27 protein-coding genes are annotated in these 25,223 nt (G+C 37.1%); 8 read left to right on the plus strand and 19 right to left on the minus strand.

The genetic code is table 11. From position 1 onward, the window contains the following. Window positions 1-52: 52 nt before the first annotated feature. The 10 genes from FC748_RS20345 to FC748_RS20390 form a co-directional block, all read right to left on the minus strand. Window positions 53-775, minus strand: a complete 723-nt coding sequence (locus FC748_RS20345) for an amino acid ABC transporter ATP-binding protein (protein ID WP_024360775.1) — start codon at window positions 773-775, stop codon at window positions 53-55. Beyond that, entirely contained in the window at window positions 768-1,427 is a 660-nt protein-coding gene (locus FC748_RS20350; protein ID WP_024360776.1) for an amino acid ABC transporter permease, read from the minus strand. Before FC748_RS20350 ends, FC748_RS20345 begins: the two co-directional genes overlap by 8 nt. A gap of 80 nt (window positions 1,428-1,507) precedes the next feature. Next, entirely contained in the window at window positions 1,508-2,296 is a 789-nt protein-coding gene (locus FC748_RS20355; protein ID WP_024360777.1) for a transporter substrate-binding domain-containing protein, read from the minus strand. 415 nt (window positions 2,297-2,711) lie between these two features. Beyond that, window positions 2,712-3,071, minus strand: a complete 360-nt coding sequence (locus FC748_RS20360; protein WP_024360778.1) for a Na+/H+ antiporter subunit G — start codon at window positions 3,069-3,071, stop codon at window positions 2,712-2,714. Then, complete coding sequence (locus FC748_RS20365; RefSeq protein ID WP_024360779.1) at window positions 3,049-3,333, minus strand: Na(+)/H(+) antiporter subunit F1; 285 nt, start codon at window positions 3,331-3,333, stop codon at window positions 3,049-3,051. Before FC748_RS20365 ends, FC748_RS20360 begins: the two co-directional genes overlap by 23 nt. Beyond that, window positions 3,333-3,815: a Na+/H+ antiporter subunit E gene (locus FC748_RS20370; RefSeq protein WP_024360780.1), complete on the minus strand. Its 483-nt coding sequence runs from the start codon at window positions 3,813-3,815 to the stop codon at window positions 3,333-3,335. The genes FC748_RS20365 and FC748_RS20370 overlap by 1 nt, the downstream gene beginning before the upstream one ends. Further along, window positions 3,815-5,320: a Na+/H+ antiporter subunit D gene (locus tag FC748_RS20375; protein ID WP_108031175.1), complete on the minus strand. Its 1,506-nt coding sequence runs from the start codon at window positions 5,318-5,320 to the stop codon at window positions 3,815-3,817. The genes FC748_RS20370 and FC748_RS20375 overlap by 1 nt, the downstream gene beginning before the upstream one ends. After that, entirely contained in the window at window positions 5,313-5,651 is a 339-nt protein-coding gene (locus FC748_RS20380) for a Na(+)/H(+) antiporter subunit C (RefSeq protein WP_024360782.1), read from the minus strand. The genes FC748_RS20375 and FC748_RS20380 overlap by 8 nt, the downstream gene beginning before the upstream one ends. 3 nt (window positions 5,652-5,654) lie before the next feature. Next, the gene (locus FC748_RS20385) at window positions 5,655-6,077 is read right to left on the minus strand and encodes a Na(+)/H(+) antiporter subunit B (RefSeq protein WP_024360783.1); all 423 of its coding nucleotides are present in this window, start codon (window positions 6,075-6,077) and stop codon (window positions 5,655-5,657) included. Beyond that, on the minus strand, window positions 6,067-8,478 hold the full coding sequence (locus FC748_RS20390) for a Na+/H+ antiporter subunit A (protein ID WP_024360784.1): 2,412 nt from the start codon (window positions 8,476-8,478) through the stop codon (window positions 6,067-6,069). The genes FC748_RS20385 and FC748_RS20390 overlap by 11 nt, the downstream gene beginning before the upstream one ends. Window positions 8,479-9,127: 649 nt before the next feature. Between FC748_RS20390 and FC748_RS20395 the strand changes: the two genes are divergently transcribed. Continuing rightward, complete coding sequence (locus FC748_RS20395) at window positions 9,128-9,814, plus strand: adenine nucleotide alpha hydrolase family protein (protein ID WP_024360785.1); 687 nt, start codon at window positions 9,128-9,130, stop codon at window positions 9,812-9,814. 152 nt (window positions 9,815-9,966) lie between these two features. On the opposite strand, the gene FC748_RS20400 is transcribed toward FC748_RS20395, so the two are convergent. Further along, window positions 9,967-11,175: an MFS transporter gene (locus tag FC748_RS20400; protein ID WP_025218361.1), complete on the minus strand. Its 1,209-nt coding sequence runs from the start codon at window positions 11,173-11,175 to the stop codon at window positions 9,967-9,969. 117 nt (window positions 11,176-11,292) lie between these two features. On the opposite strand from FC748_RS20400, the gene FC748_RS20405 reads away from it, so the two are divergent. Further along, window positions 11,293-12,018, plus strand: a complete 726-nt coding sequence (locus FC748_RS20405) for a YetF domain-containing protein (protein ID WP_024360787.1) — start codon at window positions 11,293-11,295, stop codon at window positions 12,016-12,018. Window positions 12,019-12,034: 16 nt separating this feature from the next. Here the strand turns inward: FC748_RS20405 and FC748_RS20410 are convergent, their stop codons facing one another. From FC748_RS20410 to FC748_RS20445, 8 genes are all read right to left on the minus strand, one after another. Then, window positions 12,035-12,742, minus strand: coding sequence for a CBS domain-containing protein (locus tag FC748_RS20410; protein WP_024360788.1), 708 nt, complete (start codon window positions 12,740-12,742; stop codon window positions 12,035-12,037). A gap of 297 nt (window positions 12,743-13,039) precedes the next feature. Next, window positions 13,040-13,822 carry an ABC transporter permease gene (locus FC748_RS20415; RefSeq protein WP_025218360.1) on the minus strand — a complete coding sequence of 261 codons (783 nt, stop codon included), beginning with the start codon at window positions 13,820-13,822 and terminating at the stop codon, window positions 13,040-13,042. Further along, complete coding sequence (locus tag FC748_RS20420; RefSeq protein WP_025218359.1) at window positions 13,819-14,712, minus strand: ABC transporter ATP-binding protein; 894 nt, start codon at window positions 14,710-14,712, stop codon at window positions 13,819-13,821. Before FC748_RS20420 ends, FC748_RS20415 begins: the two co-directional genes overlap by 4 nt. Further along, entirely contained in the window at window positions 14,709-14,912 is a 204-nt protein-coding gene (locus FC748_RS20425; RefSeq protein ID WP_029747045.1) for a PLDc N-terminal domain-containing protein, read from the minus strand. The genes FC748_RS20420 and FC748_RS20425 overlap by 4 nt, the downstream gene beginning before the upstream one ends. A 288-nt stretch (window positions 14,913-15,200) precedes the next feature. After that, window positions 15,201-15,635, minus strand: a complete 435-nt coding sequence (locus FC748_RS20430) for a protein-tyrosine phosphatase family protein (protein ID WP_025218358.1) — start codon at window positions 15,633-15,635, stop codon at window positions 15,201-15,203. Between the two features lie 103 nt (window positions 15,636-15,738). Continuing rightward, window positions 15,739-16,137, minus strand: coding sequence for a hypothetical protein (locus FC748_RS20435; protein WP_024360793.1), 399 nt, complete (start codon window positions 16,135-16,137; stop codon window positions 15,739-15,741). A 57-nt stretch (window positions 16,138-16,194) separates the two neighbouring features. Next, entirely contained in the window at window positions 16,195-16,938 is a 744-nt protein-coding gene (locus tag FC748_RS20440; RefSeq protein WP_108031177.1) for a hypothetical protein, read from the minus strand. A 533-nt stretch (window positions 16,939-17,471) separates the two neighbouring features. Continuing rightward, entirely contained in the window at window positions 17,472-18,422 is a 951-nt protein-coding gene (locus FC748_RS20445; protein ID WP_025218355.1) for a carbohydrate kinase family protein, read from the minus strand. A gap of 444 nt (window positions 18,423-18,866) precedes the next feature. Between FC748_RS20445 and FC748_RS20450 the strand changes: the two genes are divergently transcribed. The 6 genes from FC748_RS20450 (at window position 18,867) to FC748_RS20475 (ending at window position 25,198) form a co-directional block, all read left to right on the plus strand. Beyond that, window positions 18,867-19,430: a GNAT family N-acetyltransferase gene (locus tag FC748_RS20450; RefSeq protein ID WP_024360796.1), complete on the plus strand. Its 564-nt coding sequence runs from the start codon at window positions 18,867-18,869 to the stop codon at window positions 19,428-19,430. 18 nt (window positions 19,431-19,448) lie between these two features. Beyond that, window positions 19,449-20,351 carry an EamA family transporter gene (locus tag FC748_RS20455; RefSeq protein ID WP_025218354.1) on the plus strand — a complete coding sequence of 301 codons (903 nt, stop codon included), beginning with the start codon at window positions 19,449-19,451 and terminating at the stop codon, window positions 20,349-20,351. Window positions 20,352-20,531: 180 nt separating this feature from the next. Beyond that, window positions 20,532-21,638, plus strand: a complete 1,107-nt coding sequence (locus tag FC748_RS20460) for an extracellular solute-binding protein (RefSeq protein ID WP_025218353.1) — start codon at window positions 20,532-20,534, stop codon at window positions 21,636-21,638. Between the two features lie 374 nt (window positions 21,639-22,012). Beyond that, complete coding sequence (locus FC748_RS20465) at window positions 22,013-22,348, plus strand: hypothetical protein (protein WP_108031179.1); 336 nt, start codon at window positions 22,013-22,015, stop codon at window positions 22,346-22,348. A 45-nt stretch (window positions 22,349-22,393) separates the two neighbouring features. Beyond that, a complete protein-coding gene (locus FC748_RS20470) occupies window positions 22,394-23,464 on the plus strand; it encodes an ABC transporter ATP-binding protein (protein WP_025218351.1) in 1,071 nt (356 codons plus the stop codon). Window positions 23,465-23,476: 12 nt separating this feature from the next. Further along, entirely contained in the window at window positions 23,477-25,198 is a 1,722-nt protein-coding gene (locus tag FC748_RS20475) for an ABC transporter permease (protein WP_108031181.1), read from the plus strand. Window positions 25,199-25,223 lie beyond the last annotated feature (25 nt).

Genomic DNA, 25,223 nt, shown 5'->3' on the forward strand with positions numbered 1-25,223 from the left:
AAAAAAACGCATTTAGTTCTCTTCTTTAAAAGAGCTAAATGCGCTTCACTATTTATAACACTTTTTCTAAGAAGTCTTTTGCACGTTGTGTAGAAGGAGATGTGAAAAATTCTTCTGGAGGTGCATCCTCTATTAGCTTTCCACCATCAAGGAATAAAATACGATCCGCTACCTCTCGAGCAAAGCCCATTTCATGGGTAACAATTAACATCGTCATCCCTGAATCTGCTAAATTTTTCATAACTGCCAATACTTCTTTAACCATCTCCGGGTCCAGTGCTGAAGTCGGCTCATCAAATAGTATCACTTTTGGGTCCATTGCTAGTGCTCTGGCAATTGCCACGCGTTGTTTTTGACCACCTGAAAGGCGACTTGGATACTCATTGCGTTTTTCAAAAAGCCCTACTTTTGTTAGTAAATCTTCAGCTACTTTGATCGCTGCGGTCTTATCCATTCCCTTTACATTGATAGGTGCATACGTTAAGTTTTCTAATACGGTTTTATGTGGGAAAAGGTGAAAATGTTGAAATACCATACCTACTTCTTCACGTATTTTCATAATATTTGTCCCTTTGTCTGTCAGGACATCGCCAGCAATTGTTACCTTCCCACTTGTTGGTTCTTCTAATAAATTTAAGCAGCGTAGGAATGTAGATTTACCAGAACCGGAAGGCCCTATAATGGCAATTACTTCTTTTTCTTTTATTTCAGTTGAAATACCTTTCAACACTTCGTTTTGCCCATATGATTTGTGTAAATCTTCAATTTTAATCACTTTTTCTCATTCCTTTCTCGATTCGTTTACCAAGGAACGTTAAGACAAGCGTCATAATATAGTAGATTATCCCTGCAAATAATAATGGTTCAAGATATCGATAGGTTGAACCCCCTACAATATAGGCACGGCGCATAATATCAAGGGCACTAATGACTGTTACAACTGCTGTTTCTTTGTTTAATGTAATAAATTCATTTACTAAAGAAGGTAAAATATTTTTCACTGCTTGTGGAATAATAATATCCTTCATCATTTTTGAATACGGAATACCTAGTGCTTGAGCTGCTTCCATTTGACCTTTATCAACGGCATTAATACCCGCACGAATAATTTCTGAAATATAAGCTCCAGAGTTTAAGCCAAACGCAATAATTGCAGTTGGAATTGGCTGAATTTGAATGTCTAGTAGCTGTGGAACAGCGTAGTAAATAATTAATAATTGTAATACAAGTGGCGTCCCGCGGAAAATTGACGTGTAAAAGTCCGCTAACCAGCGTAGCATTTTTACTTTCCCAATTTTACATAATGCTAGTAATATACCAACGATAAACCCAATGAGAGAAGCACCGATTGCTATTTGAAGTGTAACACCTATTCCTTTTAAAATATAAGGAATAGAGGGAATGATTGCTGAGAAATCTAAATTCACAGCGTACCCTCCTTTCTCGTTTCCTTTTAGTGAAATGGACAAGCGATAGCCCTAAATAGGGCTATCGCATATCGATACTATTATTCAGCTTTTTCTAACCATTTTTCTTCAAGCTGTTGAATTTTGCCTTCATCTGCTAATTCTTTTAATGCTTTGTTAATTTTATCTTTTAAATCGCTACCTTTTTGAACAGCGATTGCTTTATAGTCTTCTGGCTGTTCTTCTACTGGGAATGCGGCTAATTTATCGTTTGTTTTCAGATAACCTTTCGCTACGCCACCTTCTAGAATTGCTGCGTCTAAGCGTTTAGACATCATATCTTGGATGATTTCAGGAATACGTGTGCGTCCTTCAACTGATACATCTACTTTTTTAGCAATGGCATTACCTAAATTTTCTTGAATAGAAGCCGTTTGTACGCCGACTTTTTTACCAGCTAAGTCCGCTTCTTTTTTAATGCCACTATCTTTTTTAACGATGATAACTTGTTCTGTTTGATTGTATTTATCTGAGAAATCTACTACTTTTTCTCGCTCTTCATTTGGTGTCATACCAGAAATAACAACATCTACTTTACCTGCTTGTAAAGCTGGCACAAGGCTGTTAAAGTCCATATCTTGAACTTGCATTTCTACACCTAATTTTTCACCAACTAATTTAATTAAATCAATATCGAAACCAATGATTTCTTCACCTTTAGCAGCGTCTACATATTCAAATGGTGCATAGTCTGCTGATGTACCTACTTTTAATACTTGTTTGTTTTCTGTATCTGAGCTTGAATTTGTTGCTTTATCTTCTTTAGCGCCACATGCTGCAAGTAAACCAATTACTAAGACAAGCATAAGCATGAAAAATTTGTTCTTCATCTTTTATATCTCCTTTTGATGTTTTTTTATTGTCTATGAGATAGGAATGTCTCGAAAATAGTCGATTGGATATTTATTCATATAGCAGAATAAAAAATCTATCTGCTAATTAAGATATACTCTTTCAAAATATTTTTCAAGCTATACATGAAATTTTTTAGCAAAATATTTTACACAGAATTTTCTAATAAATCAATGTTTTTTATTTTTCGGTCCATATATTTTTAAATTGCTCCTTTATAGGCGCTACTATATATTTTCCTTCTTCTAATTTTTTATTCCTATCGTTAAGTAAATACCCTATATTTCCTTTAATATAAACAACTAATGTAGCAGGCCAAATAAAAAAGCAAGGTATGGACGTTTTAAACGCCTTATACCTCGCCTTGCAAACGATAGCAAATTTTTGCTTTCGCTATTCTTTTTCTGGAAATAGCTTCGATTTTAATTCATCTTCACCAGAACCTTCCGCTAATGGTACACGAGATCGATAGGCGGCACGGCATATTAAATGCCCTGCTACTGGTGCTGTGACAAATACAAAGAGAATACCTAATATTAGTCGAACACTTACATATCCGTCATGTATCCAGAAATAAATAAAAGCTCCTAACAAACAGGTTAGTACTGACAACGTCGAGCTTTTTGTAGCAGCATGTGAACGCGTATAGACATCTGGCAAACGAATCATCCCAAACGCACTAATAACACTAACAATAGAACCGACAAGTATAAGGATGACTGCCGTCCACTCAATCATTTGATTTACGCTCAACAATCACACCTCTTTCAATATATTTTGTAAAAGCAATTGTACCGATAAACGCCAATATACCTAAAATTAAAATCGCCTCTAAATACGCTTTGGTTTTTAAAACAATCGAAACAATGGCAATCGCCGAAAGTAGATTAATACCAATTGTATCAAGGGCTATTGCTCGATCCGGCATGGATGGACCTTTAATGACACGATATAGAGATAATGCAATTGACACACTAAATAACGCTAGTGCTAAAAGTAAAATTTTTTCAACCATTAGCGTGTCACCTCCATAATTGCTTCTTCAAATTTTCCAATGGAGCGAATAACGGCATCTTTAGATTGTTCTATATCCATAGCATGGATATAAAACATATCTCCCTCCTCCGAGACCTCCATCACTACTGAACCAGGTGTGAGCGTTAGCAAGAGTGCAAGAGCTGTAATTTCCCAATCTCCGTTCAGCTTTGTTTTATACGTAAAAATGCCAGGAGTAATATTTAACTTTGGTGTTGTGATTTGTTTTAGGACATTATAGCTTGAAAGTAATAGCTCCCAATTAAATAGCCATAGTAGTTTAATAATAGAGAAAACACGGCGCAAATAAAATTGCGTTCCATAAAACCGATGCATCGCATACAAAATCCCAATACCGACGACAAACCCCATTAAAAAGGTGGAAAACTGTGGCGTGATTTCGTCCTTTAGCAATAACCACAAGGTAGCGATAAATAAATTTAAAATAAACTGCATAGCCATTACTTATTCACCTCACCTTGCCATTTTTCGCCATTTAACACTGCGTCAATATAAATAGAAGGTGTATGAAGCGTTTCTGCTGCATCCTTCACATAAGGCGCCATCGACTCGGCTCCAATCCCTAAAGCAATTGTGCAAACAGAAAGTAATGTTAAAGGCAACACCATTCGCTTTGGCAGTGGTGTTTCATCTTCAATACTGAGGATCGTTTCGCCAAAAAAGGACGATAGAAAAATGCGCAGTAATGAATAGAGGACAATTAAGCTAGAGAAAAATCCTAGCCCTAGCAGGACAAAATTCCCTCCCTCAATCGCGCCTTGTCCTATTAAAACCTTGCCTAAAAATCCACTTAAAGGTGGAATTCCTGCGATTGAACACATCATAATAAAGAACAGCCAACCAAAAAAGGGATAATTTCGAATAAGTCCACTCATATTATCGATAAGCGTTTCACCGGTTACATAAATCATCATCCCTACCGCCAGAAACAACATGGCCTTTACTACCATATCATGCATTAAATAATACGTTACACCTTGCAGTGCTGACTCTGTTCCTATAGCTAGTCCAGCAACAATAAAACCAACACCAATTAGGACATTATATGAAGCAATTGTCCTCACATCTCTTCCAGCAAGGGCACCCATGCAACCAGCAAGTATTGTTAGTCCAGCCATAATACCGAGAGTTGTATGGGTTACCCCCGGATTCGTAGTAAATAATAATGTAAATGTACGAACAAGGGCATAAATACCAACCTTAGTTAAAAGTGTGGCGAAGAGTGCAGCTATAGCGGTTGGAGGTACACTATAAGAACCTGGCAACCAAAAGAATAGAAGTAATCCCGCTTTAAGGCTAAAAACAATTAGAAACACCAGTCCAACTGTAGTAATAAGTGGATCAGCTCCAGCTTCCATAACCCGCAATGAAATATGAGCCATATTTAATGTGCCGATCGTTCCATATAAAAATGCTAACGCTACTAAAAAAATCCATGAAGCAACAATATTAATAAGTACATATTTTAACGCCTCGCGTAGTTGGACTTTCCCTCCACCTAAGCTAATAAGGGCATAAGAAGCAAGCAACATCACTTCGAAGCACACAAACAAATTAAAAATATCTCCCGTTAAAAATGAACCATTTACACCTGCTACCATTAAAAGAACAAAAGGATAGAAATACATTTTTTCATAGTGTTCTCCAATTGTAAAAAAGGCGTAAACTACACAAATTGCTGCGACAATATTCGCTACGAAAACAAGTAATACTGCAAAAGAGTCTGCAACAAATAGAATGCCGAATGGCGGTATCCAACCACTAAAATCAATTCGCATTACACCTTGCTGCTGAACTTCTAACAAAAGGACAACGCTAATGAATATAACAAAGCCCAAAGTACACAAGCTCAAAATGCGTTGAATCATTATATTTTGTCTTAAAAACACAAGTAAAATAGCCGTTATTACCGGCACGATTAATGGTAAAACGATTATATTACTCATCAGACGTACCTCTCAATTCATCAAATTCCCCAGTGCCATTTGTTTTATAAGCACGATAGCCGAGAACGAGCACAAATGCTGTCACTGCGAAGCTAATGACGATAGCTGTTAAAATCAATGCTTGTGGAAGTGCATCTGTATAAGGACCTGCTGATTCCCCAATAAGTGGCACATCCCCTTTTTTAAGGCCACCCATCGTTAAAATCAGTAAATGTGCAGCATGTGAAAGGACTGCTGTCCCTAAAATGACACGCAATAATTGTTTAGAGAGGATAAGGTACGTCGCGACAGCAACTAATACACCAACTAATAATAGTATTAAAGACTCCATTGGCTATTCATCCTCACTTATACTTAAAATTATGGTTACAACAACGCCAACGACAGTTAGTGCCACGCCAGCCTCAAAAATAGTGACGGTTGAGAAGCCCATTTTCCCGAAAACCGGTACATTGACATATTCATACGTCTGCGTTAAAAATGGCACATCAAAGAAAAGCGAACCGATGGCTGTCCCCGTCGCAAGTAATACGCCCAGTGCAGCAACCTTTTTGAAATCAAACGGCATTCCTTTATGAACTGTTTCAATGTCATAAGCTAAATACAGTAGTACTATTGCAGAAGCAAGCACAAGACCGCCGATAAAGCCCCCACCAGGAGCGTGGTGGCCTGCAAAGAATAAATACACACCAAGCGTTAAAATTATAAATACGATAGCCTTAGTAATCGTTCGTAAAATAACATCATTAATTTTCATGGTCTGCCTCCTCTTTTCGTGGCTTTAGCTTAGTTAATGTGTACACGCCTAAGCCAGCTATTAAAAGAACGACAACCTCTAACATCGTATCAAATGCACGAAAATCTCCTAAAATTGTGTTAACGATGTTTGACCCACCTGCTAAATCATAAGCATCATTAAAATACAGTGCTACCGTTTCAAAACGGTCATAATGTACAACAGCCAAGCCGACTAATGTCACTGTAGCCCCTGCAAAAATAGCAATAACAGCATTTGCCCACTTCACTCTCATGCGTGAGTTTTCAGGCAATAAATCCGGTAAATATTTAAAACATAGCAGGAACAATGCTGTAGTTACGGACTCAACAACTAGTTGTGTCAGCGCTAAATCAGGTGCGCGAAATATAACGAAAAAGAAGGCAATCGAATAACCGAGAACTCCATTTAAAAGCATCGCTGTAATTCGTCCTTTGGCAAAAATCATCCAGATTGCAGCAAACATCATGACAAACACTAAAACTAACTCATAGGATTCAACAGGTGAATCCTTTGCAAATTCAAATACTATGGCATCAGACCAAATAAAGTACCCTGCAATCAGCGCAACAAAAAATACATAGATATAGACAAAGTAATGAGTTAAATTGCCAGACATATAGCGGTTCGTAAGCTTCATTGAACCTTTTTCACTAAAATTAATAAGGTGATTATAATAGCTATTGAATGTAAAATTTTGCGAAAAAACTCGGTATAGTGGCTTCCAGCTTTTTAATGTTTTAAATAATACAAAGCCAATAATGATTACACCAAGGGTCATTAATAATTCTATATTCACACCATGCCATGCAGAAATATGAGGTGTTAACTCGCTAACCGTTGGAAAAGTTGGATATATACTAGCCATCGCAGGCTGTAAGATATAATGTCCTAGAACATTTGGAAAGAAGAAAATAGTCACTACTAATAAACAAAGTACTATTGGCGAAATTAGCATCCCAATTGGTGCCTCGTGTGGTTTTTTGTCCAACTTGTACGGCTGTAGCTTTCCAAAAAAAGTATGTCCAATTAAAATCATGCTGTATACAAACGTAAAAATACTGGCAACCCATGCTACAACGGGGAACAATATGCCCCAAGTATCGATGGAAAAGACCTCAACCTCACGAATAGCCAAAACAGCGGCAAAGAACATCTCCTTACTTAAGAAGCCATTAAACGGTGGTAATCCTGCCATCGAAAAACCACCTATTACTGCAATCGTAAATGTCACAGGCATCAATGCCATTAAACCACCAAGGCGTCGAATATCGCGCGTACCTACTTCATGATCGACAATACCGACCATCATAAATAACGCCCCTTTAAACGTGGAGTGATTAATAAGATGGAACAATGCCGCAAAGCTTGCCTGTGTGTATATAATGGAACTTTCTGCATAGCCAAAATAATGACCCACAGAGCCCAAGCCAAATAAACTCATAATCAACCCAAGCTGGCTAACTGTTGAAAAGGCAAGTAACGCCTTTAAGTCTGTTTGACGAACAGCATTGAACGAGCCCCAAAATAATGTTACAAGGCCAATTCCACTTACTAACCAAAACCAAACTGGCTCACCGCCAAATACTGGGGAGAAACGCGCAACTATATAAATTCCAGCCTTCACCATCGTAGCTGAGTGGAGGTAAGCACTAACTGGAGTTGGTGCCTCCATCGCATCAGGCAACCAAATATGAAATGGAAATTGAGCTGATTTAGTAAAAGCACCTACTAAAATTAACAATAAGGCAGGAACAAACAATGTGTGCTCGCGTATCATCTCAACGTTCGATACAATGTCACGAATACTAAATGTGCCAGATGCTACATATAGCATTAGAAAACCTGCGAGCATGGAAAGACCACCGAAGACTGTGATCGTCATGGCTTTTCGTGCACCAGCACGTGAAGCTTTACGATGATGCCAGAAGGCGATTAACAAAAATGATGAGACGCTTGTTAATTCCCAAAACGTATATAGCACCATTAAATTATCTGAAAAGACGACGCCGAGCATAGCGCCCATGAATAGTAATAAGTAGCAGTAAAAATGATGAAGAGATTCTTTCGTTGATAAATAAAAAATTGAATATAAAATAACTAAACTACCTACACCTGTAATCAGCAAGCCAAAAATGATACTGAGTCCATCGAGGTATGTCGTGAAGTTTATATTAAAAGAGGGAATCCACTCATATGTATCAATAAATGTTTTACCCTCGGCAATTTGAGGAATGTACCGTGCGAGTAAAATAAACAATATGATTGGAACGGATAAAACAAACCATCCTAAATGTGCCATTCGCCTTAGTCGCCTATAAAGCAAGGGAATTAGCGCAGCACAAACAAATGGTAAAAGTATCGCAAAGAGAACTGTGACCAAATGAAAACCTCCTACAATCAAATTCGTCCAGCGAATTAGCATCTTCAATTTTGTATGTTTCTTAAGCATTGCATAATACAAGTCAGTTAGAGCATGAATAATGTATTAGCATAACTTTCTCATTACAAAAATGTGTGATATTCGCCGGTGTGCTTTTATTTACACAGCAAGCATTGAACAACCTGCCCATAAAGCAAAAGCGTGCTATATCTACCATTCTTTGAAGGAAGGTAGATATTATACGAAAAAAGATGAACGAATATATCAGAATTCTTGTACATTTAGGTATTTTCTATACGCATGGCTGAGCGTACGAGACATTTATCATGCCTAAAGTAACCGAAAAGTGTTTCAATGCATCAATACTTGACTATCCATTTAACTCACTGCATAATAATGTGGCATATGGAAGCTATTTATTTAAATGCATATCATGCATAAACAAAGTAGCCTTAGAACATGGACATTAGCCAAATCCCTTAAGGGTTTTCCGTATATCGTCATTAACTTTTATTCATTTTTAAGTATACAATATAAATAAGCATAATGCACTGTAACAGCATTGATTTTAGCTGTTTTAGGATAATTTTTTCATAATATGCAGTACAAATAACAAAATAACAATAGGATAAAGAGGTGTATTTTTTTAATGAAGCATGTAAAAGGGAGATTGGACGAAAGTATTTTAGTATGTGTCTATTATGGGCTTAACGGGGAACGCTTAATTCGTCGCGGTCATAAAATGGCCACGATGCTCGATTGCCCACTTTATATTCTTTCAGTCGATTCACAACCTCTTGATGCATTTGATGCAGAGAAATCTGGTTATATTGAACAGTGGAAAAACCTATCTGAAGAACTTGATGTTGAAAAATTTATTTTAGTAGATAATGAAAAACGCCCGATTCAAAAGGTTATTGCTGAAGTGGCTAAAAATTACGGTATTTCACAAATTATCGTAGGTCAAAGTGCACAAAGTCGTTGGGAAGAAATAACAAAGGGGTCATTCCTGAACGTTCTGTTAAAAGAAGTACCTTTTGTAGATTTTCACATTGTAGCAGTCCAACGTCCTACTGAAGATGACGCGTATGATACATACGAAAAAGGTGTACGTGCCTATTTGATTAAAGAACAGGACCATTTCAAAGTAGCCTTTACCTGTCCAAAATATGTTTCAATTGAAGGAATTTTCTTTAAAGAAATTGGCACTGATTTTGACAATGGCATTTTTAAATTCACGTACAATGATAAAATGCATGAAATCCATATTTCTGAAGGTCTAGTAATGGATAAAGAAAAATTGCCACAAGAGTTTACATCTCCGTTACGTCAATAGTAGCCTGTTACTTAAAAATTGCAGGGACAAAGATATTAATTTGGACAAACTAAAAAATTTTAACTGCTGTAGGGAACCACAACGGCATAGCAAAAAGTGTTAAATTGACCTCAATCAATCTAACACTTTTTCTCTTTTGCCTAGTCTTGTATTTATAAAGCTGAAGCCGGTGTATCTTTAGGCAAGAAAAATGCCACTAGTAATAACAACGGAAGTAAGGAAACGACTAACATTGTAAAATCAATACCTTTATGATCCATTAAAACACCAATAACCATGGCACCAATTGCTCCCATACCAAATGCAAAGCCAGTTGTTAGCCCTGCCATTGTACCAATCTTAGTTGGTACGAGCTCTTGCGCATAGACAACCGTTACAGAGAAGCTAATCATAATTAATGTTCCGATAATGACTAAAAATATTGTTGCAGTCCATAGCGGTACATAAGGCAAAGCTAAACAGAATGGCATCGGCACGACAACTGAAAGTAAAATAACATTTTTTCGTCCAATACGATCTGATAATGAACCCCCAAAAAAAGTACCAACAACGCCAAAAGCCATAAAAGTAAATATTAATATTTGTCCAAGACGCAGACTTACATCATAATGATCCATTAAATAGAAAACATAAAAACTTGTTATATTCGTTGTATAAAATGATCTTGCAAAAATAATAGTAAATAATAATGTTAAAGCAATTCCTACCTGTTTCTTTGTTAATGGTGGCAAAGATGATACCAATGTACGTTTTTTCTTTGCTAACCGTTCTTGCTCCAATTGCTTCTTATACCATTTAGCAATTTTACTCAATAAAAGAATCCCAAAAGTTGTCGCGATTAAGACAAATGCCGCTCCGCGTTGTCCAAAAATATCTAAAATATATGCACTGATTAATGGTGCTAGCGCTTGTCCAGAATTTCCCCCGACTTGATAAATCGATTGTGCAAGGCCTCGTTTAGAGCCTGCTGCCATAAAAGATACGCGCGAACCTTCTGGATGAAATATAGCTGAGCCAAAACCTAAAAATAATACAGCTACAAGTATTACCCAATATTGCGCTGTGAAGGCTAAAATCGCGATACCTATAAACGAGCTAATCATCCCTATTGGTAAAGCATAGGGCATCGGTTTTTTATCACTGACATAGCCGACAACTGGTTGTAAGGCAGAAGCAAACATGTTTAATACGAATGAAATAAGCCCGATTTGTGTAAAGGTCAAACCGAGCTCACTCTTCAATATTGGAAACATCGCAGGGATGACAGCCTGCATTGTATCATTGATTAGATGGGCAATAGCAATAGCAATCATAATCGGAAATACTGGATTGTTGTTAGAATGCACCATTTGTTTGTTCATGCTATCACCACACTTCCTTATTTATTCGAATTTTTTTAAAAACAGATTGTCGCATACAATTCCTCTTTTTGCACAAGCTATTCTTCGACGATAGCAGTTTAAGGAGTTGATTGTTGTATGACTGTAGATGAATTTTTTCACGCCAATGTTTTTGAAATGATACTTAGAGCATCTCTATCCTTTTTTGCACTACTCATTGTTACACGAATACTTGGCAAAAAGCAGCTAGGACAGCTTACATTTTTCCACTATACAACAGGTATTACGTTCGGATCCATTGCTTCTGAAATTGCAGCACAGTCTGAAACACCTTTTTTAGAAGGACTTATTGCATTAATTTGGTGGAGCGTTTTAACGTATCTTATGACCATTATTACGATAAAATCTAAAAAAGCACGTGTGCTGATTGACGATAAGCCCACTATTGTTATTCAAAATGGGCTTATTTTAGAATCTGCGCTCAAGAAAAATCGTTTACACATGGATGAGTTAACGATGATGTTACGTGAACAAGCTGTATTTTCCGTGCAAGACGTGCAATATGCCATACTGGAGACTACGGGTAATTTAAGTGTATTAGCTAAGCCTACGGAGCAACCCGCTACAAAACAAGATGTAAAGGCAGATGTTACCCCACCTACCTACTTACCAACAGAAGTCATTTCCGATGGACAACTGATTAAAGAAAATATCGTCGAACTTGAATTAACCGAAGATTGGGTCATGAAAAAATTAAAAAAACAAAATGTCCAAACTTACGAAGATGTCTTTTTTGCACAAGTTCAAGCGAATGGCTCTTTATATATCAGTCTAAAAGATAAAGCGAGACGGTCAAGCCCTTAAGCTTGTTTCGTCTTGCCTATTCTACTTGCATTATATCCAATGGGGTAATAATACCAATCAGTTTTTGGTGTGTTTTGCCGTGCTCGGTAATTAACAACGCTTCAAAACGTCTTCCTCTCTCCACACCTTGCTTAAATATTTCCTCAGCCTCATAAATCGTTATGTATCTACTCACAAATTTGTAATTCACTCTATTTTTTTCGTGTAATAATATATCATGCAATGTAGGAACGTGCCTCGGTACATGATTGCCTCCCATGACAGATGCAAGCCAGTTAGTAATACCAACAGTCGTCACAAGACCTTTAAATTGCGTTTTATTGTAAACCGGAAATTGAGTGAATTTCCGACTGCGAATCACTTTTAATACATGCTTTAAAGAATCATTTTCTTGAAAGACCAGCACCTTTTTTCGGAACATTTGTCCTACAAGTGTTGGTTTTGCCAGCGTAGCGTCCATATATTCAATGCGCTCTACGACATCTACATGCGGTTCTGCAATTACATATTCCATAGATGTACGATGGTGAACAATCGCATTACGTAAATCTGCATAGGACCGTAAATCATCCTCATATTTACGTACCAATACATCCTTTTTCTTTGCCTGATCCACTAAACGGTAAAATGGCATAAAATCTTTTGCACCAATAATATCTCTTAGCCTATGGTCAATTCGATTAAATGCCGTTAGAAAGCGATCAGAATTTTGAGTAGTAACCAATCTTATCACCTACCATAGCAATATTTTATATTTTTCGAGTTATTTGACAAATATTGAGTTATAGCTACATTATATTCCTAAGTTATGGATATTCCAAGAAAAGTTCGTGCAATAAGTTTGGGTGCCTGGCACTCACACAAATGTGAAAAATCTGAATTGCTCAGGTGCCTGGCACGTAAAAATCCACTTCGCTTTCCGCAGGCTCAAGGTAAGCCGCGAGAATCAAAGTGGATTGGGGTGTCAGGCACCTAAACAAATTTAAATATTCCGAATTATTTGGGTGCCTGGCACTATAAATTAGATTTTAGTAGATGAAGCATTTTTCTTCATTGAAAAAACGCCGATACTCGTACACATACATATAAGAACAACTGTCATAACTAGGCTCCACCAATAATCAGACATCTCCATCGTGCCACGAATAAGCTGAACACCGTATAGTGGTAATTTCCAAGGTGATATAGTCCAAAATGTACCTACAAGTCCATCAATAATTTGACCAATAAAAATAATAATAAATGCAGCTGTTGCCGCAACAGTTGTTTTAAATGCAGCACTCATCATTAGCGTTAACGCTAAGACAAATAAAACCCATATAAAATACGAACCAATACTTGCTAAAAGGGTCGCAACTTCAAATGTTCCATACAGTACAACCGTATAGTACACACTTGCTGCAAATCCCGCTATTATACTGACAAAGCCAACTGCACTGATCACAATAAACTTACTTATAAAAAAAGAAGCAAATGAAATAGGTCGTACATACAATAAGGTTGCTGTTCCATTTGAACGTTCCTTACTAATAGCTCCTACAAAAGAAGCCATTAGCACTAGTAATCCAATTAATTGAAACTGGCTAATTGTAGCAAGTAACAAATCGGCTGGTACTAATTCTGGCATTAACATTTCAAATCCTTCAGGCATATTGCCAACCGCCTCTAGTATATCCATCATATAATAGTTCGTTAGTGGTTCGCTCATACCTAAAAGTGCAAAAACAAGTGGAATCCATAAAAACTTTCTACTTCGCCATGCTTCGCGGAATTCCTTCTGAAGAAGTACGTTCATGCCACTCATACTCGTTTCGCCACCTTCATAAAAATTTCTTCGAGCGATGCTGTTTGACGTGCAACATTTCTCACTAAATACGGATAAACAGTAAGGCTTTCGAGCAATTGCTGCATGCTTGGTTTATCTTCTTGAATGGCTACAGACACATAGCAACCATTGACTGTACATTTAAATGTAGATTGACTGACAAAATACTGCGCCTCTTCTACTGTGCTAAACTCTACTACATAATTTGGCTCGTCATAACGTTGGCGTACCTCACGTAATGTCCCTTGTTCGACAAGTTTGCCATCACGCAAAAATAATAGCTGGTCCGTCATCTCTTCCGCATCATTTAAAATATGTGTGGAATATAAAATTGTCGTCTGTTGCTGTAAGCCTTTTAATAAATCAAGTACTTCCCTACGTCCAACAGGATCTAAAGCAGATACTGGTTCATCTAACAACAGTAGTTTAGGCTTATGGACAATTGCCTGGGAAATACCTAGCCGTTGTTTCATCCCACCGGAAAACGTTGCAATTTTTTTATGAAGATCATTTCCTAAGCCGACAAATTCTAACGTTTTTTGAGCTTCCTGCTTTGCCTTTTTAGCAGATACACCGCTTAACTTTGCAGCCATCTCCGTAAACTCTAATGCACTTAACCACGGCTGAAATTGTGGATATTGCGGTAAAAACCCAATATTTGCTCGTAAATCTCCCCCCACCATGTTTACACTACCGAAAGAGGGTCTTAATAAACCTGTTAACATGGATAAAGTTGTTGTCTTTCCTGCTCCATTTGGTCCGATTAACGCTGTAGAGGTATGCTCTTCTAAAACAAAATCAATGGCATCCACTACAGTTTTTTCCGCAAAACGCTTCGTCAACCCTGTTACCTGTAGTAATGTAGTCATGATTGTTTTCTCCCAACGATAAAATATGCTATTGGTCCAAGTAAATTAATAAATAATATTATCAATACCCATAAAATTTTCGGTCCATTCGTTGCATGAATTTTACTAAGATCAATTAATGCAACAATAACTAAAATAATTTGTACGCCGATTAGTGGCGCTATAATCGCCCAAGGGATATTTGCTAACTCCTCCATCATCCAAACCACCTCGCCTTTTGTTCTAATATCACTATAACAACTTTGTTATAATATGTATAGAACAATTTTTTATCTTGCTTATAAATTTTGCACTAGGCGTTAAATCAAGAAAGACGGCTCTGACAGAACTGTAACTTGTATTTCTGACTTACCTACAAATTAGTCATACCGCAGTTACTTAAATTTATTAAAAATTATAAAAAGCCCACCATTTGAACATGGCAGGCCGCGTTTACATATAGATTTGTTTCGTAAGACGATAACATGTAGATGCTAAGGTTGATAGCACTACTTTTCATACAATTTCTTTAAAGCAGTAGCCATATTTGGGCGTATCTTTACTTGGGAACGAGCCTGTTTAACAGCTAACTCCGCTTCCTCCAAAGAATCGGCTAAGCCAAGCTCCATTAACACAGCCGTCGCAGCTACACCTGCTCGTCCACCCCCACTTCCACAATGGAAGTAAACCTTCTGTCCAGATTCATAGGCAGCGACTATTTTTTTCGCTACTGTGTCAATAGACTGAGCTACTTGTGCTTCTTCATCAGCGATAGGCAGATGGTTGTAGTTATAGTGTGCTGATTGCTGTTCTAGTTCAGTTAATCCATTTACTCGAACATCAATGACAACGTTTACCTGCTCATTTGAAAAAGCAGCTTCAGCATCTTGTGCACCACCAAAAAATAATCGATCTTTCACTAACACATCATAGTTTTTTTCCATCCGATTCACGCTCCAAGCTGTTATTTCTCTAATAAATGTCCGATCTTATGAAGATAATTAAGTTGAACAGGTTCCGCCTTAATCGCTCGTTGTCTAAATACTTCTAGGAAAAACCAAGCTTTTTCATTACCTCCATTACTCGTTGTTTCAATGCTTCTAGGGAAAACCAATCTTCTTCGGTTTCATCAATTTCAACAACGCTAGATTGTACCCTCTCAATTGCTCGTTGTCTAAATACTTCTGGGGATACCCAATCTTCTTCTTCAAATTCATCAATTTGAGAAACTTCAATGCCTTCTAGGCCGTCTCCCCATGTAACTGTAGCTTTTACTTCCTCTAAAATTTCTATATATTGTTGATGTAATTCTTCTTTTTCTTGTTGACTTAACTCAGTTACAGGTGCTGTATCAATTTTTGTAATAAAGAATATAAAGGGGATACAAGCCAAGGCAAAAAGGATTGTGAACAATTTGTACGTTTTTAATCGACGTTTTTTTTCCATTCTATCCTACTCCTTATGATGTTCAGATGTCTCATAAAGAAATATTTTTTGTTTATGTTATGAAACTACACCAGTTGGACTGCAATAGAATTTTGTATTTAATGTATGATAAGTTGTTAAACCAACATACTTTAAACTTCCACCAATCGTAAATGCGTAAGTTGTGCCTCTATTAGTAATACGAGCGTCTACTCCTGTACGGGTAAAAAAACCTCTTGAAGGAATAGTGCGTAAATTAGAATAGCCAGTTAATACTTGGCGACCATCAGAAAGCTGTGTTGTAAAAGTCGCAAATATTGTTATATCAATAGGAGTTGATTCATGTAACACTCTAACCTTACGTGATGCAGAAGTAGTAGACAATAGCGTTATGTTATTTGCAAAAGCCGCAACAGGGTTAGCTTGTGTCGCCCCAATTGCTCGCCGTTCGAATATTTTTTCTGAAAACCTATCTTCTTCGAATTCATAAAAAGGAATTTCAGGAATTTCAATTTCAACAACGCTAGATTGTACCCTCTCAATCGCTCGTTGTCTAAATACTTCTGGGGAAACCCAATCTTCTTCTTCAAATTCATCAATTGGAGAAACTTCAATGCCTTCTAGGCCGTCTCCCCATGTAACTGTAGCTTTTACTTCCTCTAAAATTTCTATATATTGTTGATATAATTCTTCTTTTTCTTGTTCCTGTTGACTTAACTCAGCTGCCGATGCGGTACTATTATTTGTAATAAAGAGAATACAAGCGAAAATAAAAAGAACTGTGAACAATTTGTACGATTTAATCAATGACTTTTTTTCCATTTTATCCTTCTCCTTATCTTTCGGAATAATTAAATAATACATCATTAGCAAAAGGCAAGAGCAAAAGAGAAAATTTATTTATACATTTTAATCGACTATTTTCAGCTACTCTATCCCTCTTCGTAGTTTTTTGAATAATTAAATAATATATTATTTATTTAGGGGCAGTCTAGTAAAAATGACAGAAAATATAGTGTTTTTTAAGCTATAATGTCAAAAAAGCTAAGTAAAAAACTACTTTATGGTCATGAACTTGAATAATATTTTGTATCTTGGAAGTTAGTATGCGGAAAGGAAATACACAGCTTTAGCTGCTACACTATTGTGTAAAAAACTATCCGTTACATAAAAAGAAAAGTACTTACGTTCTCATCCTGTTAGCTACTTGGACAATAGCATGTTCCTAAATAAACTACAAAAATAGTTTTGGAATATGTTAACTTAATAACTTTGTAAAAAAGAAAAAGATGTACCATAATCAGCACATCTTTTAATTAATATTTATTTATATAGACCTACACCCACTATAACTCTTATTTCTCTAATAAATGTTTGATATCTTCATAATACGGTAATGCAGTTAACGCCCCTGGCTTTGTTGCTGCCATAGCACCTAAGCGATTACCAAAGCTCACACAACGAACTAGTTCTTCCTCAGTTGTTGGTAAACCGTTGTAATGGACATCGCGCAGAACGCCTGCCATAAATGCATCTCCCGCACCCGTAGTGTCCACTGGCACAACCTTCTCGGTCGGTACATGTATAACCTCACCGTTTAATACTGCATACGTGCCCTCTTCCCCTACTGTTACTAAAATAATCGGCACTAAATAACTGTTTAATTGTTCGATGCCTTCTTCTAAAGTAGCGGTCTCTGTTAAGAAAAATAACTCATCATCCGTGACTTTTAAAATATCTACATTTTCAAAGAAAGAAGTAATGGTCTCACGACAAATTTCTTCACTGCTCCAACGTAAAGGTCGAATGTTGGCATCCATTGCGATAATAGCACCTTTTTCCTTTGCCATATCAACAGCAGCACTAGTCGTTGCAAGTGCAGTTGGATGGAACATTGTGCCTGAGCACACAATGAGAGCAGAAGCATGTTTAAAGGCCGCCTCATTTAATTGTGTTGCTTCCACTTGTAAATCGGGTGTCTCATCGACATAATCTTTGAAAATTCGCTCACATGCTTCTGTTAAATGTACGTATACACCACTTACACGTTTTGCAGGGTTAAATACCGCAAAATCGAGGTTCACGCCTTCTTGTGCAAGACCATCTCGGACAAATTGTGAGCCTTCGTCATCTCCTGTAATCGTAATCAGCGCAGATGGAGCCCCGATACGGCTAATGCCTGCAGCCACATTTACCGTTGCGCCACCCATATATTTAGTAAAAGATGTATTCGTTACATCATCAGCAATATAGTCAATAAAAGCATCTCCATAGACTAAAATATAATCCTTATCTTCCTTTATCATTGTAGTCCCCCCGAAAGTCTATTCATTCTAGATTAACATGAAAGTTGAATTCCAATAAAGTTTTAAACTTTCGGAAAAATAATGAAAGACATACATCATTTACGCCAGCACAACTTCTTTAGCTTACTTTGGCCATCCAAAGGAGGAAAACCCGCCCGTAAAGGCAACCAACAGCAGTGTTTTCTATATTTAATTTGATACATTTTTCTGTTTTATTCTTCTAACGATTATATTTTTTTCCTTTCAGCAATGGCGACATCTACTGATAGTTCGTAAGACGAGGAATCACAGCGCCTGCAAGGGTTGTGCTAAGCGGAAAGCACCGACGGCAACGTCTATCCATAGCCATACTATTTGCTAAATATAAAGTAGCGAATATTTCAAAAGCTTGAGACATCATCTATCTTTGTTATACTTGCCTATAGAAAGGTAGGGATTTTAACAATGAGTATTACGATTCGACAAGCACAACCACAGGATGCCCGTGCCGTTGTGCCACTAATTATTGATGCGATTGGTGAGATTGCCAACCGTTTAACAGGTGAACAGACAGCTTCAATGGTTGAACAAGAACTAACAGTCCTCTTCAAACGTGAAGACAACAGACACTCTTATTTAAATACTTTTGTTGCTGTGGAAGGTGAACAAGTATTAGGCATCCTTGTTTACTATAATGGTGAACAAGCCATTCAAATGGATGCCAATCTCGTAAAATGGCTTGAAGAGAAAAATGCTCCTTCAATCGCTATCGATCAAGAGGCGCATCAAGATGAATATTATATTGATACAGTTTGTGTAGCACCAGAGGCTCGTGGTAAAGGAATCGGTACACTATTAATCCAATTCGCCATTGAGCAAACAAAACAACGAGGTTTTACAAAATTATCACTGAATGTTGAAACGCAAAAAGAAGATGCTCGTCGCTTATATGAACGTATGGGCTTTGTGATTACTGAACCATGGTCCATCATAGACGAACCTTTCCATCATATGGTGAAACAGATTTAGGATGTGGATTAATTAAGCATGAAAACAAATGTATTATATCCTCTGTTGATAGTCATCGCTTCTAGTAGTTATGGCATTTTATCGACCATCGTGAAAGTAGCTATGTTGCATGGCTTTACATCATCAGAGGCGGTATCGAGTCAATACATCATTGGCTTTATACTTGTTTTAACAATTTTTATCTTCACCCAAAGAAAACTACCGAAACTTTCAAAACACGGACTATTTATATTAGTAAGCGCAGGGATTTTTACAGGTATTACAGGCATCGTTTACGGCGAGTCATTAAAATATTTACCTGCATCTCTAGCCGTCGTTATGCTTTTCCAATTTACTTGGATTGGTTTGCTGTTAGATTGCGTTATCCATAAGCGTCTGCCAAGTAGACCTGAAGTTATTTCGATACTGATTCTATTTGCGGGGACTATTTTGGCTGCCGGTGTATTGAATGTCGATTTAAGCGGTATTGCGATTCAAGGCTGGTTATTTGGGTTAGCTGCTGCATTTACCTTTGCCTGCTTTATCCAATTTAACTCTCGTCCCGTTGAAGGTGTTACAACGACATCAAGAGTTTTAATTGTTTCTTTTGTAGCACTAATTATAGTTAGTATTTTCCTCAGTCCTGAAATTGCATGGAATGGCAAATTATTTGCTGAAGGCTTATGGAAATATGGATTAGCACTTGGACTATTCGGTATAATCTTACCCATTTATTTATTTTCAATTGCAGTACCCAAAGTGGGTGGCGCACTGGCCTCTATTTTAAGTGCGATTGAACTACCTGTAGCTGTGACCGTTTCTGTTATCGTATTGCATGAATCACTCACTGTTTTACAAGTAATTGGCATTGCTTTAGTGATTATCGGCATGATGTTACCTAGTATGCTTGCCAATCGAAAATCACCCGTAAAAACTCCTTAAAAATGGATAAACCATTTTTAAGGAGTTTTTAATTTTTACAATATACCGTTGAAAACAGTCAATTTTTTAAATTATGATAGTAGTAACGTTAGAATTTTTTAATTATTCTAACATTAATGTTTTATTTTAGTATTATACTGCACTATGTAAGCAACTCACTAAAGGAAGGGGAAGATGATTATGAAAAAAACACGTATTTTTGGATTTTTGCTTGTGTTGATGCTGATCGTTGTAGCTGCTTGTAGTAGCACTAACGATCAGGGTTCGACAAAAGATGCTGCAAAAAGCGACACGGCATCTAATGCTGAAAAAGCAGATGGAAACACATCTCCGTCAGGTAAGCTGGTCATTTACACAGGGCGTGATGAAGAAATGGTGCAAGGCGTAATCGATCAGTTTAATGAGAAGTACCCGGACATTCAAGTGGAGTTTTTAACAATGGGGGCTCAACAAATATTAGAGCGTCTACGCGGTGAAAAAGCAAATCCTCAAGCAGATTTTTGGTGGGGTGGTACTCAATCCGCCTTAATGGTTGGAGCAAACGAGGATTTACTCCATGCATGGCAACCGAGCTTTATCGACACAATCGATGCAAACTATAAAGATACAGAAGGTCGCTGGTTCGGTGAAATGCTATTACCTGAAGTCATTATGATTAATAGTGACTTACTAACAAAAGAAACCGGTCCACAAGATTGGGATGATTTATTAGATCCGAAATGGCAGGACCAAATTTTAATTCGTGGGGTATTAGCGTCAGGAACTATGCGCACGATTTATTCATCCATGATTGTTCGTCAAGGTGCCGACACACCTGACAAAGGTTATGAATGGCTATTAAAATTAGATGCCAACACAAAAGAATATACGCAAGATCCTAATGCACTTTATTTAAAGCTTACACGTCAAGAAGGTAGTGTTTCATTATGGAATCTACAAGATATCCTATTGAAAAAGTATACAACAGATTATCCGTTTGATTACATCTATCCAAAGAGTGGTGCACCAATTTTAGTAGATGGTGTTGCGGTTGTTAACAAGGCAAAAAATTTAGAGAACGCAAAATTATTCGTTGAATTTTTATTTGAAAAAGAGATGGTTACCAAATTAGCGAACGACTATTACCAAATTCCAACACGCTCCGACATTGATCAAGCGACAATGCCAGAATGGTATCAGGAATTAGATTTAAAAACTTTTGATATTGATTGGCAGTTAATGTCGGAAAAAGAGGCAGCATGGATGGAACACTGGGATACTAATATAAAAGGTAGAGGAAAGAAATAGAGCAACTCAGAAAACCCGTGCTGACTAAAGGTATCAAGAAGCCCCTCTTGATGCCTTTTATTAAAATTTAAGTACCTCATAAAATAACCTGTAATGAAACATAAAGTTATAATACTAGCATGGTCTAATTTTAGACTAATTTGTTTTTTCGGATTATTCAATTTATAATTATTATACTTAAAATCGAGGGAGGATTACCTATGATACTATTAAAAGTATTTTTAGAGGAATCGCTTTTCTGTCATTCGGATTTTAATTTCTATCCTTAAAATTGGCGATTTTATCAGTTAATTAAACAATTCCGCGTGACAGGCTAACGCAAATTGTATTTGGAATATAAATACAATATATATTGTATAATTAGGTGAAGAATCATGAATACATTTTACTCTTATTTGAAACTTCTTGTAAAAACTCTGCCTCTTTTTTGGGGTGCTTCGAAGTTTTATTCTATTATTTTGTTTGTTATTATTCCTTTTCAAGCTATATTACCATCTCTAACTCTATGGTTTTCGAAAGGATTAATCGAAGCTATTTCTACTACCGACACCATCGTTTATTCTATCATTATTTTCTTTGTACTATCTTGGATAATCGTGTCATTTATTAATGCCATTTTAGGTCCTGTTGAAATGACCTTTCAAGGTTTAATAACGGATAGATTAATTGCCCAATTAAATAAAAGCTTGTATGGGAATAAAAATTGGTGAAATCAATGCATATCTGTCTTTTCAAAATAGAAAGGAGCATTGCATTTGAAAAATGTCAAAATCGAAAATGTCTCTAAGCAATTTGGGAAAGTGCAAGGTGTAAAAGATTTAAATCTCGAAATCAAAACGGGCGAATTCTTTACCTTCCTTGGGCCTAGTGGCTGTGGGAAAACGACGACATTGCGAATGATTGCAGGGTTTTATTATCCTACTGAAGGAAAAATTTTTTTCGATGATCGCGATGTGACATTACTTCAGCCAAATAAACGCAATATTGGTATGGTGTTTCAAAATTATGCGCTGTTTCCACACATGACAGTAGACGAAAATATTGCTTTTGGCTTACAAGTACGAAAGCTCTCTAAACAGGAAATAACACAAAAAGTTGACCGCATTCGAGGACTTGTACATTTAGGGCAATATGGCAGCAGGAAAATTAATGAATTATCTGGTGGTCAGCAGCAACGCGTTGCCCTAGCAAGAGCACTTGTGATTGAGCCTGATATTTTATTACTCGATGAACCGTTGTCGAATTTAGATGCAAAGTTACGTGAGGAAACGCGAATTGAAATTAAAAGAATTCAATCCGAGTTAGGTGTTACAACCATTTATGTAACACACGACCAAATGGAAGCGATGTCCATGTCGGACCGCATTATGGTGATGGACAATGGTTATGTAAAACAAATCGGCACACCTCAAGAAATTTATAATCGACCAGTAAACCGCTTCGTTGCCGATTTCATCGGGGAAACCAATTTAATCGAAGCGACAATCTTTGCGATTAACGCAGATGAAGTGCAAGTAAAAACAAAGCATGGACTTGTTCTAACTGGGCGAAAGCAACACAGCTCCCCTACTTTAACGCATATGATTGGAGACAACGTGTTTATTTCGATTCGTCCAGAGTCTGTCAATCTGGGCCCTGGAGAAAATACATTAACTGGAACAATCACATTTGTTGAATTTACAGGAATAAGTGTAAATTACATTGTCGATTTTATTGAATTCTCATTGAAAGTTATGATAATCAATAAAAATGTGCAGCTAAAAAACATTGGCGAAAGCATTACTTTAAATATAGCGCATGAATCACTATATTTTTTAGGAGAATAGGAGGCAGACCACATGGAAAAACCACCTGTACATTCTTATCAAAGTAATGTTTGGACACGGCTAACGCAATCTAATTGGTTTGTCTATATTTTAATTTCACCTTTGTTTTTAGTATTGTTTGCTTATGTCATTTATCCTTTCTATCAAACTTTTCTTCAAAGTTTTTCAGGAGAGCACGCACTTAGTCATTATCAAAAGTTTTTTAGCCTTGCTAGCCCTGCTAATCTTGAGGCGCTATGGACTAGTTTATATATATCCATTATTAGCGTGATTTGCTGTGCACTTGTTGGTGTAACAATGGCATTTTTATTGGAACGCTATGAGTTTCCAGGAAGACGCATATTATCTATTTTAGTATTAGTGCCAATGGCTCTTCCACCGCTTGTTGGCGTACTCTCTTTTACATTCCTATACGGGGAGAGTGGCATTTTTCCACGCGCAATTCAGCATTTATTCGGCTTAAAGCAAGTACCCTTTTCTTTAAAAGGTATATGGGGTGTCATCGTTGTCCATACATTTACCATGTACACCTACTTCTATTTAACCGCTTCGGCTGCTATTAAAGGACTCGATCCATCATTAGAGGAAGCAGCAACTAGTTTAGGTGCAGGGCGTATTCGTGTATGGACAAAGGTTATTTTACCGATGTTGACACCTTCTATTATTGCATCTGCCTTGCTCGTCTTTATGGTATCAATGGCATCTTATACGGCACCATTAATGTTTGGTGTCGAACGAACGATGACCATGCAAATTTACTTATCACGGACAAATGGTAATTTAGAAATGGCCGCTACACAGTCAATGATTTTATCGTTTGTATCCATTTCATTTTTAATTGTTATGCGCTGGTACCAAAACCGTAGAAATTACCAAAATTTGAGTAAAGGCATTAGTGTTCATCGCTCAGAAGTATCTTCAAAATTCATGAAAATAATTGCTACAATAGCTTCTTTTGGCGGAACACTGATTTTAATTTTACCCATTTTAGTGCTGATTTTAATTTCCTTTTCAGTCGATGGTGCATGGAAAACCCAAATACTGCCCACCGACTACACCGTCGATCATTATGTGGCACTCTTTACTGATGAGCGAACGTGGAGACCTATTTGGAACTCCATCCAAATGGGTATTGTCGCAACGTTTGGTAATGTACTTTTTGGTGTCGCTGCAGCCTACGCGATGGTGCGTCTCAACTTTAAAGGGAAAACATTGCTCGATATTTTAATTATGGTTCCTTGGGCACTGCCTGGAACTGTTGTTGCTGTCAATTTAATTGCTGCCTTTAGCACTGAAAATATATTTGCCTTTAACCAGGTGCTGATTGGTACGTTTTGGATTTTACCGCTTGCTTATTTTATTAGACATTTACCACTTGTTTTCCGTTCAACATCAGCCTCTCTTGTGCAATTAGATCAGTCGATTGAGGAGGCGTCACGAAGCTTAGGTGCAAATTGGTGGTATACGTTTCGACGTATCGTCCTGCCGCTAACTTTTTCGGGCATATTAGCAGGAACATTACTAGCGCTTGTCCAAAGTTTAGGTGAATTCGTAGCTTCTATTCTTATTTATAGCACTTCTACGATTCCGCTATCTGTGGCTATATTTCAAAAATTATATGCCTTTAAATTTGGAACTGCTTGTGCCTATGGTGTTTTACAAATTTGCTTAATTTTAATAGTACTTATTATTTCGGAAAAGCTATCAAAGGGCAGTGCTGGCTCAGCCATATAACTGTTATTCTATTAGGAGGCCATTA

Source organism: Lysinibacillus sphaericus (assembly GCF_005217585.1).
GTDB lineage: Bacteria > Bacillota > Bacilli > Bacillales_A > Planococcaceae > Lysinibacillus > Lysinibacillus sphaericus.